At 56.2% G+C, this 16,091-nt stretch carries 11 protein-coding genes and 1 pseudogene; all 12 read right to left on the reverse strand.

Annotated features, from left to right (window positions below):
* Positions 1-132: 132 nt before the first annotated feature.
* Positions 133-978: a 3-deoxy-8-phosphooctulonate synthase gene (gene kdsA / locus ACP7A4_RS10225; RefSeq protein WP_048363369.1), complete on the reverse strand. Its 846-nt coding sequence runs from the start codon at positions 976-978 to the stop codon at positions 133-135.
* A gap of 6 nt (positions 979-984) precedes the next feature.
* Positions 985-2,616, reverse strand: a complete 1,632-nt coding sequence (locus tag ACP7A4_RS10230) for a CTP synthase (protein WP_059764544.1) — start codon at positions 2,614-2,616, stop codon at positions 985-987.
* A gap of 272 nt (positions 2,617-2,888) precedes the next feature.
* Positions 2,889-4,205 (reverse strand): tRNA lysidine(34) synthetase TilS, encoded by a 1,317-nt coding sequence (gene tilS / locus ACP7A4_RS10235; protein ID WP_426246658.1) that lies wholly within the window; start codon positions 4,203-4,205, stop codon positions 2,889-2,891.
* A gap of 68 nt (positions 4,206-4,273) precedes the next feature.
* Complete coding sequence (locus tag ACP7A4_RS10240; RefSeq protein ID WP_048400000.1) at positions 4,274-5,221, reverse strand: acetyl-CoA carboxylase carboxyltransferase subunit alpha; 948 nt, start codon at positions 5,219-5,221, stop codon at positions 4,274-4,276.
* Positions 5,222-5,405: 184 nt separating this feature from the next.
* Positions 5,406-8,927 (reverse strand): DNA polymerase III subunit alpha, encoded by a 3,522-nt coding sequence (gene dnaE, locus ACP7A4_RS10245; RefSeq protein WP_059764540.1) that lies wholly within the window; start codon positions 8,925-8,927, stop codon positions 5,406-5,408.
* Positions 8,928-9,005: 78 nt separating this feature from the next.
* Positions 9,006-9,623, reverse strand: coding sequence for a ribonuclease HII (gene rnhB, locus ACP7A4_RS10250; protein WP_203303223.1), 618 nt, complete (start codon positions 9,621-9,623; stop codon positions 9,006-9,008).
* 11 nt (positions 9,624-9,634) lie between these two features.
* Positions 9,635-10,765: a lipid-A-disaccharide synthase gene (lpxB, locus tag ACP7A4_RS10255; protein ID WP_426246661.1), complete on the reverse strand. Its 1,131-nt coding sequence runs from the start codon at positions 10,763-10,765 to the stop codon at positions 9,635-9,637.
* 2 nt (positions 10,766-10,767) lie between these two features.
* Positions 10,768-11,544 carry an acyl-ACP--UDP-N-acetylglucosamine O-acyltransferase gene (gene lpxA / locus ACP7A4_RS10260; protein WP_059764536.1) on the reverse strand — a complete coding sequence of 259 codons (777 nt, stop codon included), beginning with the start codon at positions 11,542-11,544 and terminating at the stop codon, positions 10,768-10,770.
* Complete coding sequence (gene fabZ, locus ACP7A4_RS10265; RefSeq protein WP_048363361.1) at positions 11,541-11,981, reverse strand: 3-hydroxyacyl-ACP dehydratase FabZ; 441 nt, start codon at positions 11,979-11,981, stop codon at positions 11,541-11,543. Before fabZ ends, lpxA begins: the two co-directional genes overlap by 4 nt.
* A 109-nt stretch (positions 11,982-12,090) precedes the next feature.
* A pseudogene (lpxD, locus tag ACP7A4_RS10270) lies at positions 12,091-13,145 on the reverse strand (UDP-3-O-(3-hydroxymyristoyl)glucosamine N-acyltransferase).
* A 2-nt stretch (positions 13,146-13,147) separates the two neighbouring features.
* Positions 13,148-13,651: an OmpH family outer membrane protein gene (locus ACP7A4_RS10275; protein ID WP_003440444.1), complete on the reverse strand. Its 504-nt coding sequence runs from the start codon at positions 13,649-13,651 to the stop codon at positions 13,148-13,150.
* 43 nt (positions 13,652-13,694) lie between these two features.
* Positions 13,695-16,040 (reverse strand): outer membrane protein assembly factor BamA, encoded by a 2,346-nt coding sequence (gene bamA, locus ACP7A4_RS10280; RefSeq protein ID WP_059764534.1) that lies wholly within the window; start codon positions 16,038-16,040, stop codon positions 13,695-13,697.
* Positions 16,041-16,091: the final 51 nt, after the last annotated feature.

The raw sequence follows: 16,091 nt of genomic DNA on the forward strand, positions 1-16,091 counted from the left end.
GACGAAAACGACGCAGCTGAGGGAAATTTGGTCATCGCCGGCAAGGGTCGAGTAACAGGCAGCCTTGCGGACGATAAGGCTCGGACCCTGAGGCCCGAGAAATCGTGCGGTACTTTACCGGAGAATCGAGGGTTACGCGGTTTCTATTGCAGGAAAACTCTTAACCAACTCATCCAGCGACTTCAACTGGGCCAGGAACGGCTCCAGTTTGTCCAGACGCAAGGCGCAAGGGCCATCACATTTGGCGTTGTCCGGGTCCGGGTGCGCCTCAAGGAACAGGCCCGCCAGGCCCTGGCTGATACCGGCCTTGGCCAGGTCAGTGACCTGGGCACGGCGACCACCGGCTGAATCGGCACGACCACCAGGCATTTGCAGCGCGTGGGTCACGTCGAAAAAGACCGGGTATTCGAACTGTTTCATGATACCGAAGCCCAGCATGTCGACCACAAGGTTGTTGTAGCCAAAGCTGGAACCACGTTCACAGAGAATCAACTGATCATTACCCGCTTCTTCGCACTTGCTCAGGATGTGTTTCATTTCCTGTGGGGCGAGGAACTGGGCTTTTTTGATGTTGATCACGGCGCCGGTTTTGGCCATGGCCACCACCAGATCGGTCTGGCGCGACAAGAACGCCGGCAATTGGATGATGTCGCAAACCTCGGCGACCACGGCTGCTTGCGCAGGCTCGTGGACGTCGGTAATCAGCGGCACACCAAAGGCTGCCTTGATGTCCTGGAAAATCCGCATGCCCTCTTCCAGGCCGGGGCCACGGTAAGAGCTGACAGAGGAGCGATTGGCCTTGTCGAAACTGGCCTTGAACACGTAAGGAATACCGAGCTTTTCGGTAACCCGCACGTACTCTTCGCACACCTGCATGGCCATATCACGGCTTTCCAGCACGTTCATGCCACCGAACAAGACCATTGGCTTGTCGTTTGCAATTTCGATATTGCCTACACGAATAATCTTTTGCGCCATGCTCAATTACGCCTTTTTCTCGTGTTGCGTCAGTGCCGCTTTGACGAAACCGGTGAACAGTGGGTGGCCATCACGTGGCGTCGAGGTGAACTCCGGGTGGAACTGGCACGCCACGAACCAAGGATGATCCGGGGCTTCAACCACTTCTACCAGCGCGCCGTCGCCAGAACGACCGGTGACTTTCAAGCCAGCTTCCATCAACTGAGGCAGCAGGTTGTTGTTCACTTCGTAACGGTGACGGTGACGCTCAACGATTACGTCTTTGGCGTAGCAATCGTGCACCTTGGAGCCGGCTGCAAGCTGGCAATCCTGCGCACCCAGGCGCATGGTGCCGCCCAGATCCGAGGTTTCGGTACGGGTTTCAACAGCGCCCGTGGCGTCTTCCCACTCAGTGATCAAGCCGACAACCGGGTGGCCGCTGCTGCGATCGAACTCAGTGGAGTTGGCGTCTTTCCAGCCCAGCACATTACGTGCGAACTCGATAACCGCTACCTGCATGCCCAGGCAGATACCCAGGTAAGGCACCTTGTTTTCGCGTGCATATTGAACCGCCGTGATCTTGCCTTCGACGCCGCGCAGACCGAAGCCGCCCGGAACCAGAATGGCATCACAGCCTTCAAGCAGTTCAGTGCCTTTGTTTTCGATGTCTTCGGAGTCGATGTAACGCAGGTTGACCTTGGTACGGTTGGAAATACCGGCGTGACTCATCGCTTCAATCAGCGATTTGTAGGCATCCAGCAGTTCCATGTACTTGCCGACCATTGCGATGGTCACTTCGTGCTCCGGATTAAGCTTGGCGTCGACCACTTTGTCCCATTCGGACAGGTCAGCGCTGTTGCATTCGAGGCCGAAACGCTCAATGACAAAATCATCCAGACCCTGAGCGTGCAGCATGCCCGGGATCTTGTAGATGGTGTCGGCGTCTTCCAGCGAAATCACCGCGCGCTCTTCAACGTTGGTGAACAGCGCGATCTTGCGACGCGAGGACACATCAACGTGGTGATCGGAGCGGCAGATCAGTACATCTGGCTGCAAGCCGATAGAACGCAGTTCTTTAACCGAGTGTTGCGTAGGTTTGGTTTTCGTTTCGCCAGCGGTGGCGATGTACGGAACCAGTGTCAGGTGCATCAGCATGGCGCGCTTGGCGCCTACTTCGATGCGCAGTTGACGGATAGCTTCGAGGAACGGTTGCGACTCAATGTCACCCACAGTGCCGCCAATCTCAACCATCGCTACGTCGGCATCGCCGGCGCCCTTGATGATTCGACGCTTGATTTCGTCAGTGATGTGCGGAATTACCTGGATAGTTGCCCCCAGGTAATCACCACGGCGCTCCTTGCGCAGAACGTGTTCGTAAACACGGCCCGTGGTGAAGTTGTTGTTCTGGGTCATGGTCGTGCGGATAAACCGCTCGTAGTGACCCAAGTCCAGGTCGGTCTCGGCGCCGTCGTGTGTGACGAACACTTCACCGTGCTGGAACGGGCTCATGGTGCCCGGATCAACGTTGATGTAGGGGTCCAGCTTCAGCATGGTGACCTTAAGTCCCCGCGCCTCCAGGATGGCTGCCAATGAAGCCGAGGCAATGCCTTTCCCCAATGAAGAAACAACACCGCCCGTGACGAAGATGTAGCGCGTCATGAAAAACCCTAGAAGTCTGCGTTAAAGCGGTCAGAGCCGCCGGGGAAAGCGAAGGAAGGCCGAAGCCCCCAATCACCAGCATTAGTCACAGTGCACCTTTCGAAAAACTGCTGCGTTGAAACAGACCGATGGCAACCATCGGTTCGATACAAGCCACACATTTTTTTAAAATCGCCCAGCAAAGACTGCTTGGTAATCGGCAGCTTCTGTAATTCCGGTGAATCTACAGAAGCTGTATCAAGAAGGGAGCGTAGTCTACCGGAAAGCCCCTTTCAGCTCAAACCTTGATCGCTTGAAGTTGGCAACCACTGCAATTGCCAGCGCCCACAGGGGCCGGAGTCCAGTCCACTGACGTTTGCCACGGCCAATAACTGCTCATTACAGTACACAAGCGGCAATCTGCCACGGGCGAAGAGCGGCACTCCCCGCTCGTTGAGCAAGCGTTTGAGATCACGACGGCCGCGTTGCGCCAACGTCATCACTTCGCCTCCCAAACGATAGTTCACCTGCAAGGGACCCTGCGGGGCATCTCCAATCAAACGTAACTGACCATTTCCAGGCAACGCTAAAGGCGCTTCTGGATGCAGCCATTGGAGTGGCGCGCACGGGGATTGCAACCACTCGCCGGACAACCACCAGATTCGACCGCCTGCCCGATGCAGCTCGCCATCGGCCAGACGCCAGATCGGCTGCGCATCGTCACGCGCATCGCGCATGACCTCCCAACCCGCCCAATGCTCGGTATCAGGCATACGACTCAAATGAGCCAGCCAATGACGCAAAGCATTGCGTTGGCGGGCAGGCGACAAACGGGCAATGGGCGCAAGTTCCAACGAAGGCAGGCCAAGCCATGCAAATGCGGTGTCGGTACGGGCGCCGCCCAGGTCCTGCCCGGCCAGTTCATCCAGCAAACCTTGCGCCTCGGCACAGTGTGCTGCGCTGCGCGCCAATGTCGCGGCAGCTTGCGGCCAGCGTCGGGTCAGGATCGGCAGCACTTCATGGCGTAAGTAATTGCGGGAAAAGTCGCTGTGCGCATTGGAAGGATCTTCAACCCAGTTCAAGCCATGGGCGTGTGCATATTTCTCAAGCGCTGTACGACTTACATCCAGCAGCGGTCGGCACATATCCCCGTCACCCAGACGGCGTTGACGCGGCATGCCCGCCAACCCACTCACACCCGCCCCGCGCAGCAAGCGAAACAGCATGGTTTCAGCCTGATCGTCACGGTGCTGGCCTGTCAGTAGCACTTCGTCGGCCTGGGTGAGCGCCGCAAACTCCTGATAACGCGCCTCCCGCGCCGCGCGCTCGATACTGGACCCTGCGCGCACCTGTACGCGAACAACCTGCAACGGCACGCCCAGCCCGTCACACAGCGCCTGGCAATGTGCTGGCCACGCGTCAGCGATTGCCTGTAAGCCATGATGAACATGGATCGCAGTCAGCGCAGGAAGTGCATGGGTTTTACGCAGTTGGACGAGCAGGTGCAGCAGAACAGTGGAGTCGAGGCCACCGGAGAGCGCGACATGCCAGGCCTTGGCCTTACGCCAGGGGTTGAGGGCATGTACAAGCAAAGCCGAGATGTCAGACATTAAAGCCCCCTCACCTTGGCCCTCTCCCCGAGGGAGAGGCCAGGGTGGGGGCCGACCTTAATCAGAGATCAGAGACCGTAGCTCATCAAACGGTCATAACGACGCTTGAGCAGCGTTTCGTGATCCAGCTTTTTCAGCATATCCAGCTGAGAAATCAGATCTGCACGAATGCTGGCAGACGCGGCCACAGGATCACGGTGAGCGCCACCCAAAGGCTCGCCAATCACCTTGTCGACAATGCCCAGGCCTTTCAAGCGCTCAGCGGTAATGCCCATTGCTTCGGCTGCATCCGGCGCTTTTTCGGCGGTTTTCCACAGAATCGACGCGCAGCCTTCTGGCGAAATCACGGCGTAAGTGGAGTACTGCAACATGTTCAACTGATCGCACACACCAATCGCCAGCGCACCGCCTGAACCGCCTTCACCGATAACAGTGGCGATGATCGGGGTTTTCAAGCGCGCCATGACACGCAGGTTCCAGGCAATGGCTTCGCTCTGGTTGCGCTCTTCAGCATCGATACCCGGATACGCGCCCGGCGTGTCGATAAAGGTCAGGATCGGCATCTTGAAGCGCTCGGCCATTTCCATCAAACGGCAAGCTTTACGGTAGCCTTCAGGGCGCGGCATGCCGAAGTTACGGCGCACCTTTTCACGTACTTCGCGGCCCTTCTGATGACCGATCACCATCACCGGCTGATCGTCCAGACGCGCAATGCCGCCCACAATGGCCGCATCGTCCGAGAAGTGACGGTCGCCGTGCAGCTCATCGAACTCAGTGAAGATGTGGTCGATGTAGTCCAGTGTGTAAGGGCGGCGCGGGTGACGGGCCAGGCGGGCAATCTGCCAACTGGTCAGCTTGCCGAAAATATCTTCAGTCAGCGTTTTGCTTTTGTCTTGCAGGCGAGAGATTTCATCGCTGATGTTCAGCGAATTGTCATTACCGACCAGGCGCAACTCTTCGATTTTGGCTTGCAGGTCAGCAATCGGCTGTTCGAAATCAAGAAAATTCGGGTTCATAAGCATCCGTCTTGGGTCGGCGGCAAAGCATGCCAGAAGGTCTGAGGCCCAGCATTTGCTGGTGCATCCAAACAGACTGGGGCAGCCGGTTGATCTGTATCGCGCCTACCTTAAGGGACAGGCGCTCTCAGGTCGAGATTAAAAATTAGGGTCGAGGTCAGGGCGCGTGTCACGCCCCTGGCCGTCAACGGTATTGGAGGAAGACGTTGTCTCGCCCAAACTGGTCACGCAGGGCTTGAATCAAGCTGTCTGCCGGATCGATTCTCCAGCTCTCTCCGAACTGCAACATCGTCTTGGCATCGCCCCCGGTGTATTCCATGGTAATCGGGCAAGCCCCACGGTGCTTCTTCAGCAAATCGCCCAACTGACGTAACTGATCACCTTTGAGGGCGGCGTGGTTGACTTTCAGGCGCAAGCTTTCGGCCAAACTGGTACGCGCATCTTCCATGCTCATCACCCGCTTGACCCGCAGACGCAAGCCGCCGGAGAAGTCGTCATTACTGACCTCCCCTTCGACGACCACCATCGCATCGGTCTGCAACAGCGATTGCGCAGAATGGAACGCTTCGGCAAACAAGGAGGCTTCTATGCGGCCCGAACGGTCATCAAGCGTGATGAAGCCCATCTTGTCGCCTTTTTTGTTCTTCATGACGCGCAGAGCGATGATCATGCCGGCAACCGTCTGCGTATCGCGAGCAGGCTTGAGGTCGATAATGCGCTGGCGGGCAAAACGACGGATTTCGCCTTCGTATTCATCGATCGGGTGGCCGGTCAGGTAAAGGCCCAGCGTGTCTTTCTCACCCTTGAGTCGCTCTTTGAGCGTCAGCTCCTTGGCTTTGCGATGGTTGACATACACGTCGGCATCTTCTGCGACAAACACGCCACCAAACAGGTCATCGTGGCCACTGTCATGGGTACGCGCGGTTTGCTCTGCCGCCTTGATCGCGCCTTCCAGAGCGGCCAGCAGAATTGCACGGTTCTGATCGATGCTGGCCTGATAAGCCTTGGGTTCGTCATGGAAGCAAGGCCCCAGACGGTCCAGTGCCCCACTGCGGATCAAGCCATCAAGGGTGCGCTTATTGATGCGCTTGAGGTCAACCCGGGCACAGAAATCGAACAGATCCTTGAAGGGCCCCTCCTGTCGCGCCTCGGTAATTGCCTCGACCGGGCCTTCACCCACGCCCTTGATAGCGCCCAAACCGTAAATAATCCGACCTTCGTCGTTTACCGTGAACTTGTATTCGGAGGCATTCACGTCCGGTGCGTCGAGACGCAACTTCATCGTGCGCACTTCTTCGATCAAGGTCACAACCTTGTCGGTGTTGTGCATGTCCGCCGAAAGTACCGCCGCCATGAACGGCGCCGGGTAGTGCGTCTTCAGCCATGCGGTCTGATACGAAACCAGGCCATATGCCGCCGAGTGAGATTTGTTAAAGCCATAACCGGCGAACTTCTCCACCAGGTCAAAAATGTTACCGGCAAGGTCAGCATCAATGTTGTTGTTGGCACAACCTTCAATGAAACCACCGCGCTGCTTGGCCATTTCTTCGGGTTTTTTCTTACCCATGGCGCGACGCAACATATCAGCCCCGCCGAGGGTATAACCGGCCATGACCTGTGCAATCTGCATCACCTGTTCTTGATACAGAATGATGCCGTAGGTCGGGGCCAATACCGGCTTGAGGCCTTCGTACTGGTAATCCGAGTGCGGATACGCCAATTCGGCGCGACCGTGTTTACGGTTGATAAAGTCGTCAACCATGCCTGATTGCAGCGGGCCCGGACGGAACAGGGCCACCAGTGCGATCAAGTCTTCCAGGCAGTCGGGCTTGAGCTTTTTGATCAGCTCTTTCATGCCGCGCGACTCAAGCTGGAACACCGCCGTGGTCTCAGCCTTTTGCAGCAATTGATACGTCGGCTTGTCGTCCAGCGGGATAAAGGCGATATCCAGCGCCGGCTCGTCGATCTTGGCACGCTCGCGGTTAATGGTTTTGAGCGCCCAATCGATGATCGTCAGCGTGCGCAAGCCCAGGAAGTCGAACTTCACCAGACCGGCGGCCTCGACGTCATCCTTGTCGAACTGGGTGACCAGACCACCGCCCTCTTCGTCGCAATAAATCGGCGAGAAGTCGGTCAGTTTGGTCGGCGCAATGACCACACCACCCGCGTGCTTACCGACGTTACGCACAACGCCTTCAAGCTTGCGCGCCATGTCCCAGATTTCGGCGGCTTCTTCATCGACCTTGATAAAGTCGCGCAGGATTTCTTCCTGCTCATAGGCTTTTTCAAGTGTCATGCCGACTTCAAACGGAATCATCTTAGACAGACGATCTGCCAGGCCGTAAGACTTGCCCTGCACCCGCGCCACGTCTCGAATAACGGCTTTGGCCGCCATCGAACCAAAGGTAATGATCTGGCTTACCGCATTGCGGCCGTACTTCTCGGCCACGTATTCAATGACCCGGTCCCGACCATCCATGCAGAAGTCGACGTCGAAGTCGGGCATCGATACCCGTTCCGGGTTCAGGAATCGTTCGAACAGCAGGTCATATTCAAGCGGGTCAAGGTCCGTGATCTTTTGAACATAGGCCACCAGAGACCCGGCACCCGACCCACGGCCCGGCCCCACTGGTACGCCATTGCTTTTGGCCCACTGGATGAAGTCCATTACGATCAGGAAGTAACCTGGAAACCCCATCTGGATGATGATATCCAGCTCGAAATTCAGTCGATCGACGTACACCTGACGCTTGGCGTCGTAATCTTCAGTGGTGTCTCTGGGCAGCAAGACGCTCAGGCGCTCTTCCAGGCCATCGAACGACACTTTGCGGAAGTACTCATCGATGGTCATGCCATCGGGAATCGGGAAGTTAGGCAAAAAGTGCTTACCCAGCTTCACTTCGATATTGCAGCGCTTGGCGATTTCGACCGTGTTTTCTAGTGCTTCGGGCAGATCGCTGAACAGCTCAGCCATTTCCTCGGCGCTTTTCAGGTATTGCTGATCGCTGTAGTTTTTTGAGCGACGCGGGTCATCAAGCGCACGCCCTTCACCAATGCACACGCGCGTTTCATGCGCCTCAAAATCCTGTTGCTTGATGAAGCGCACATCGTTGGTGGCCACCAGCGGTGCACCGATCTTGTCGGCCAGTGCCACCGCAGCATGCAGGTGCTCTTCATCATTGGGACGCTTGGTGCGTTGCACTTCCAGATAAAAACGATCCGCAAATACATCCATCCATTCGCGGGCCAGGGTCTCGGCCTCTTCAGTGTTACCACTGATCAGCGCGACACCGATCTCGCCCTCTTTGGCGGCCGACAACATAATCAGGCCTTCAGACGCCTCAGCCACCCATTCGCGCTCAATGATGACCTGACCGTTGCGCTGACCATCAATAAAACCACGGGAAATCAGTTCAGTCAGGTTGCGATAACCCACGCCGTTCATCGCCAACAGGCTGATGCGACTCAAGGGGTTTTCCGGATCTTTGTTCGACAGCCACAAATCCGCGCCGCTGATTGGCTTGATTCCGCCGCCCATGGCCGCTTTATAGAACTTGACCAATGAACACATATTGTTCTGATCAGTTACCGCCACAGCAGGCATGTTCATGCCCGCAAGGGTTTTGATCAGCGGCTTGATCCGCACCAGGCCATCGACCAGGGAGTATTCAGTGTGCAGGCGCAGGTGAACGAATGAAGCCGGCATGGTGATCCTGTCTATAAGCTTTGAGAAACAACAAGGCCCGGATTGTACCGGGCCTTGGCAAAAACATCAGCCTTGAGGCTAAACCTCGGTCAGACCTTCGCGCGTCTCGTAGGCTCGCCGCACCGGACCAAAAGAACGTCGGTGAATAGGCGTAGGACCAAGACGCTCAAGGGCCTCAAGGTGAACTGCTGTCGGGTAGCCCTTGTGACCGCCGATGCCATAACCCGGATATTGCAGTTCAAAAGCGGCCATCTCGCGGTCACGACTGACCTTGGCCAAAATCGACGCTGCGGCAATCGCCGGTACTTTGCTATCGCCTTTTACAACGGCCTCAGCAGGCATGGTCAACACAGGGCAACGATTGCCGTCGATCATTGCCAGTTTCGGGGTGATGCTCAACCCTTCTACGGCACGCTGCATGGCCAGCATGGTGGCATGCAGAATATTCAACTCGTCAATCTCTTCAACTTCTGCGCGTGCAATGCACCAGCTCAGGGCTTTTTCGCAGATTTCGTCATAGAGCTTTTCGCGACGCGCTTCGGTCAGTTTTTTCGAGTCATTAAGGCCCGCGATCGGGCGCGCGGGGTCGAGGATCACCGCCGCGGTCACGACCGCTCCGCACAACGGGCCGCGACCGACTTCATCAACGCCGGCCACAAGGTCTTCGACCAGATTGAAGTCCAATCCGATTTGCATAGTCACTTTACTCATTTGGATTGTGCAATCAGTTCCAACACGGCCTTGGCCGCCTGATTGGAGGCGTCGAGGCGCAATGTGCGATGTATGGCGTCAAACCCCTGCGTTTGCTCATCACCATTGTCCAGGAGCGGCAACAGGGTTTGCGCCAGTGCGTCAGGGGTGGCTGCGTCCTGTAATAACTCCGGCACCAACATGCGCTGGGCCAACAAGTTAGGCAAAGACACGTAAGGACTTTTGACCAGACGCTTGAGAATCCAGAACGTGAGCCGCGCAAGGCGGTACGCCACGACCATCGGCCGCTTGTACAACAACGCCTCAAGGGTTGCCGTCCCAGAGGCAATCAACACTGCATCACACGCCGCCAATGCCAAGTGCGATCGGCCGTCCAGCAGCTTCAGCGGCAAGTCGCGCCCAATCAGCAACTGCTCGATTTGTTCGCGCCGTGCGGCATTGGCGCACGGCAGCACAAAGCGTACTTCAGGGCGGACTTCGTGGATTTTCTGCGCAGCATCGAGGAATAACCCTCCCAGCTTGCCCACCTCCCCCCCACGACTGCCTGGCATCAAAGCGACCAACGGCCCCTCTGCCAACCCTAGCTCAGCGCGTGCTGCGGCTTTATCCGCGTGCAGCGGGATGGTGTCAGCCAGCGAATGCCCGACAAAACGTACCGGCACGCCGTGCTCTTCGTAGAATTTGGCTTCAAAAGGCAACAACGTGAGCATCAAGTCGCAGCCTTCGCGAATTTTAAGCACACGCTTCTGACGCCATGCCCAAACCGACGGGCTGACGTAATGCACGGTTTTGATCCCGGCACGACGTAATTGAAGTTCGATATTGAGGGTGAAGTCCGGCGCATCAATGCCGATGAACACGTCAGGCTTTTCGGCAATAAGTGTCTGAACCAGCTCCTTGCGACGCTTGAGCAGTTCACGCAAGCGACCCAGCACTTCAACCAGCCCCATGACAGAGAGACGTTCCATCGGGAAGTAAGAGCGCATGCCCTCGGCCTCCATCAACGGACCACCGACCCCGATAAATTCAACATCAGGGTGCTGGGCTTTGAGTGCCCGCATCAAACCCGAACCCAAAATATCGCCCGAGGCTTCCCCCGCCACCAGCGCAATACGCAATCTGGCCATGATCAGCGGGTGATGCCACGTGTAGAAGAACGGATGGAGTCGACAAACAGGGCAACTTCGGGGAATTGCGCGGCAGGATCAGCCAGCTCGACAAGCGCTTGCTCCACCGTCAGCCCCTGGCGGTAAACCACTTTGTAAGCGCGGCGCAGTGCATGGATGGCATCTTCGCTGAAACCGCGACGGCGCATGCCTTCAAAGTTCATGCTGCGCGCTTCGGCAGGGCTGCCGAACACGGTTACAAACGCAGGAACATCCTTGCCTATCGCCGTGCCCATGCCGGAAAAGCTGTGGGCGCCGATGTGGCAAAACTGATGAACCAACGTGAAACCGGACAAAATCGCCCAATCCCCCATATGCACATGGCCCGCCAATGCGGCGTTGTTGACCAGAATGCAGTGGTTACCAATCACGCTGTCATGCCCGATATGGGCATACGCCATGATCAGGTTGTGATCGCCCAACGTGGTCTCGGCACGGTCCTGAACCGTACCGCGATGGATGGTGACACCTTCACGAATCACATTGTGATCACCGATCACCAGCCGTGTTTCTTCGCCCTTGTACTTCAAGTCGGGGGTGTCTTCGCCTACCGAGGAGAACTGGTAGATGCGATTGTGTTTACCGATTTTGGTTGGGCCTTTGAGAATCACATGCGGCCCAATCACTGTCCCCTCGCCGATTTCCACACCTGCGCCGATGATCGACCAAGGGCCGACCTCGACGTCGTCGGCCAAAATGGCCGTCGGATCGATGATTGCGCGAGGGTCAATCAAACTCATAGTTTGCGTTCCGCACAGATAATTTCAGCCGAGCAGACCGGCTTGCCATCAACCGACGCCTGGCACTCGAACTTCCAGATTTGACGCTTGCAGCTCAAGAACTTGGCCTCAAGGATCAATTGGTCGCCCGGCGTGACTGGCTGGCGGAAACGCAGCTTGTCGGAGCCTACGAAATAGTAAAGCGTGCCGTCAGCAGGCTTCAGGTCGAGCATTTTAAAACCAAGAATGCCCGCAGCCTGAGCCATCGCCTCAATGATCAAAACACCGGGCATGATTGGATGCGCCGGGAAGTGACCATTGAAAAAAGGCTCGTTGATGCTGACATTCTTGTAGGCACGAATGCGTTTGTTCTCGACATCCAGATCCACCACTCGGTCCACCAGCAGGAACGGGTAACGGTGAGGCAGATATTCGCGAATCTCGTTGATGTCCATCATTTCGTGGGGAAGCCTGTAATAAAGATTGGGCGCGCGCGACAAAGGCACGCTCCTCTAGCAAATCAAGCGCACAAACCAGTGGTTCTGCGCACCTGATATGGAAATAGTATTAGCTTTCAGATGAAGCGATACCGTCAGGGGTCACTTCTCGACGCGCTTTTCCAGTTGTTTCAACCTTCTTGCGATGTCGTCCAGCTGGCGAATACGTGCTGCACTCTTGCGCCACTCAGCCGCTGGTTGCATCGCCGTACCGGAAGAATAGGCGCCTGGCTCGGTAATCGAATGCGTCACCATGGTCATGCCGGTGAGAAAAACGTTATCGCAGACCTCGATATGCCCCACCAGCCCCACACCGCCGGCCAACATGCAGTGTTTGCCGATTTTAGTGCTTCCCGAAATCCCGACACACGCGGCCATCGCCGTATGGTCACCGATCTGCACGTTGTGCGCGATCTGAATCTGGTTATCGAGCTTGACGCCATTGCCAATGACCGTATCTGCCAGTGCACCGCGGTCGATAGCCGTGTTGACGCCAATTTCAACGTCATCACCAATGGACACGCCACCGATCTGGGCAATTTTTTGCCACACACCTTTCTCATTGGCAAAACCGAAGCCTTCACCCCCCAGCACCGCACCCGATTGAATCACCACCCGCTTGCCGATGCGAACATCGTGATAAAGCGTCACGCGGGGTGCCAGCCAGCCACCTTCGCCGATTTCGCAGCGAGCGCCGATAAAGCAATGAGGGCCAACCGTAACGCCGGCTGCAATCCGCGCACCGCTTTCAATGACCGCAAACGCACCAATGCTTGCCGCAGGATCAATCACCGCGTCAGCCGCAATCACTGCGCTGGCATGAACTCCGGCCGCGGCTTTGGGCTTGGGATCAAATAGGTGGGAAATACGGGCATACGCCAGATAAGGGTCGGGCACAATCAACGCATCACCGACATACCCTTCGGCATCGGCTGACTTGAGCAATACAGCTCCAGCCTGACAATCCACCAGATATTTTCGGTATTGAGGGTTGGCCAGAAAGCTCAACTGAGATGGGCCAGCCTCTTGTAAAGTGGCTAGCCCAGTGATTTCTTTCTCCGCGCTGCCACGCAAGGTGGCACCGAGGAACTCGGCCAAATGGCCGAGTTTTATAGTCGCAGTCATAATTACTTCAGCTGATTCATGCGCTCAATGACTTGGCGAGTGATGTCGTACTGAGGTTTTACATCAATCACAGCACCACGCTCGAACACCAGGTCAAATGCACCTTTCTTGATGACTTCTTCAACAGCGCTGTCCAGTTTTGGCTTCAGCTGTTTCAGCATTTCACGGTCAGCAACAGCTTTGGCTTCGTTCAGTTCCTTGGACTGGAACTGGAAATCGCGGGCCTTTTGCTTGAATTCAAGCTCCAGACGCTCACGCTCGCCTTGCTGCATTTTGTCGCCGCCTTTGACCAAACGGTCCTGAATGCCTTTGGCACTGCTTTCCAGGGACTTGAGTTTGGTCAGTTGCGGACCGAATTTCTTCTCGGCATCGACGGCGTAACGCTTGGCAGCGTCCGATTCGAGCAGCGCCATCTGATAGTTCAGCACGGCGATTTTCATGTCGGCGAACGCCGGACCTGCTACCAGAACCGAAGCCAGGAGAACCAATTGAGTCAACTTACGCACGATGCACTCCTACAAAATCGTTGTGTTATCTGAAGTCAGGCTTTTAGAAAGTCTGGCCGAGAGAGAATTGGAACACCTGTGTATCGGCATCATCCGGTTTCTTGATTGGCATCGCCAAGCTGAAGCTCAACGGGCCAAGTGCAGTCACCCAAGTCACGCCAACACCCACAGAGCTGGCCAGGTTGCTAAAGCCGATATCGCAATCTTTGGTATCGCCTTTGCAGTTGGTGTCGAACACGTTACCCACATCCCAGAACACGGAGGTGCGCAGGGAGCGTTGATCTTTCACAAACGGCATCGGGAACAGTACTTCAACACCACCCTGGATCAGCACGTTACCACCGAATGGCAGTGCATCCTGGTCCGGGTCGACCAAGGTACCGTTCTTACCTGTACTTGGCGTACTGCGAGGACCCAAGGCACTGTCTTTAAAGCCACGTACCGAGTTGAAACCACCTGCGTAGTAATTCTCGTAGAACGGAAGCCCTGAGGTTGAACCATAACCATCACCATAGCCCAGCTCAGTGTGCAGGCGCATGGTGTAGGTATCAGTCAACGGCTGGAACAGCTGTGCACGGTAATCCAGTTTGTAGAATTGCAGGTCGCTGCCCGGAATAGTGGTCTCAAGCGTCAGGCTTTGCGAGCTACCGCGGGTTGGCAACACACCTTTGTTCAGCGTCGACTCGGACCAGCCCACCGATGCCTTGAAGTTGAGGTACTTGTCACCTTCACGGTTTACGAAGTCGAAAATCTCGTCGACGGTGTAATCACCTGTGCTGATTTCATCCTGCTGCACGCTCAGGCCATAGGTCAGACGTGACGTATCGCTGATCGGGTAGCCCATGGTGATGCCTGCACCCAGGCTGTCCACCGAATAGTTTGCAACATCAACGTCGAGTTCTTTGTAGTCAGTGGTGCGATAGAACGCGTTGTAGCCCAGGCTCACGCCATCGGCAGTCCAGTAAGGATCGACGTAGCTGAAGTTGTAACGGCTCTGGTACTCGCTGCGGGTCAAGCCGACGCTGACGCGGTTACCGGTACCCAGGAAGTTGTTCTGAGTGATCGAGCCACCGAGGATCAAACCGGCGCTCTGGGCAAAGCCGACGCTGGCGGTGATCGAACCGGAGGCTTGTTCTTCTACGGCGTAGTTAACGTCAACCATGTCGTCAGTGCCTGGCACTGCCGGGGTTTCTACGTTCACTTCCTTGAAGAAGCCCAGACGCTCAAGACGCACCTTGGACTGATCAATCAGGTAAGTCGACGCCCAGCCACCTTCCATTTGACGCATTTCGCGGCGCAGCACCTGGTCTTCGGATTTGGTGTTGCCACGGAAGTTGATGCGGTTAACGTAAGCACGCTTGCCCGGATCAACCACAAACGTAATGGCTACGGTGTGATCTTCAGGGTTTGGCTGCGGCACGCCGTTAACGTTGGCAAACGTATAGCCTTCGTTACCCAGACGACGGGTAATCAGCTCAGAGGTGGTGGTCATCAGCTTGCGCGAGAACACCTGGCCCGGCTGAACCAGCAGCAGCGATTTGATCTGGTCTTCTGGGACCTTGAGGTCACCGCTCAGCTTGACTTCACCCACATTGAATTTTTCGCCTTCGTTCACGTTGACCGTGATGTAGACGTTTTTCTTGTCGGGCGTGATCGAGACCTGAGTCGAAGCAATATCCATATTGATATAGCCGCGATCGAGGTAGTAAGAACGCAGACGCTCAAGGTCGCCCGAGAGTTTTTCACGCGCATACTTGTCGTCGTTCTTGAAGAACGACAACCAGTTGGTGGTTTTCAGTTCGAACAGATCAACGAGGTCGTCTTCCGGGAAAACAGTATTACCCACCACGTTGATGTGCTGGATGGCTGCCACCGTGCCTTCGTTGATATTGACCTTCAAGGCAACCCGGTTGCGCGGCTCGGACACCACTTCGGTGTCTACCGTAGCCGAGTAGCGGCCCTGGGCAACGTACTGACGTTGCAGCTCGTTACGCACACCTTCAAGGGTGGCGCGCTGGAAGATTTCGCCTTCGGCAAGACCCGACTGTTTAAGACCTTTCATCAGGTCGTCAGTGGAGATCGCCTTGTTACCGTCAATGGTGATGCTGGAGACGGAAGGACGTTCGACAACCGTAATGACAAGCACATTGCCATCACGACCCAGTTGGATGTCCTGAAAGAACCCGGTTTTGAACAACGCACGAGTGGATTCCACCAAACGGCGGTCATCCGCTACCTCACCCACGTTCAGCGGCAACGCGCCAAACACGCTACCAGCGGAAACCCGCTGCAGCCCGTTGACACGAATATCAGAGATAGTGAAGGACTCGGCGTGAACTTCGGCGATCATCAGTACGGCGAGAACCGCAGTTAGCAGCAGACGTTTCATGAAGTCCTTTCTTATTCCAACTGGCAATAAACAAACTGCCGCAAAATGCGG

The sequence above is a fragment of the Pseudomonas sp. TWR3-1-1 genome (assembly GCF_049896545.1).
Lineage (GTDB): Bacteria > Pseudomonadota > Gammaproteobacteria > Pseudomonadales > Pseudomonadaceae > Aquipseudomonas > Aquipseudomonas weihenstephanensis.

What these genes read in the sequence shown, in the direction of transcription:
- kdsA (WP_048363369.1), bottom strand. Translation starts at nt 978, where the DNA reads ATGGCGCAAAAGATTATTCGTGTAGGCAATATCGAAATTGCAAACGAC.
- ACP7A4_RS10230 (WP_059764544.1), bottom strand. Translation starts at nt 2,616, where the DNA reads ATGACGCGCTACATCTTCGTCACGGGCGGTGTTGTTTCTTCATTGGGG.
- tilS (WP_426246658.1), bottom strand. Translation starts at nt 4,205, where the DNA reads ATGTCTGACATCTCGGCTTTGCTTGTACATGCCCTCAACCCCTGGCGT.
- ACP7A4_RS10240 (WP_048400000.1), bottom strand. Translation starts at nt 5,221, where the DNA reads ATGAACCCGAATTTTCTTGATTTCGAACAGCCGATTGCTGACCTGCAA.
- dnaE (WP_059764540.1), bottom strand. Translation starts at nt 8,927, where the DNA reads ATGCCGGCTTCATTCGTTCACCTGCGCCTGCACACTGAATACTCCCTG.
- rnhB (WP_203303223.1), bottom strand. Translation starts at nt 9,623, where the DNA reads ATGCAAATCGGATTGGACTTCAATCTGGTCGAAGACCTTGTGGCCGGC.
- lpxB (WP_426246661.1), bottom strand. Translation starts at nt 10,765, where the DNA reads ATGGCCAGATTGCGTATTGCGCTGGTGGCGGGGGAAGCCTCGGGCGAT.
- lpxA (WP_059764536.1), bottom strand. Translation starts at nt 11,544, where the DNA reads ATGAGTTTGATTGACCCTCGCGCAATCATCGATCCGACGGCCATTTTG.
- fabZ (WP_048363361.1), bottom strand. Translation starts at nt 11,981, where the DNA reads ATGATGGACATCAACGAGATTCGCGAATATCTGCCTCACCGTTACCCG.
- bamA (WP_059764534.1), bottom strand. Translation starts at nt 16,040, where the DNA reads ATGAAACGTCTGCTGCTAACTGCGGTTCTCGCCGTACTGATGATCGCC.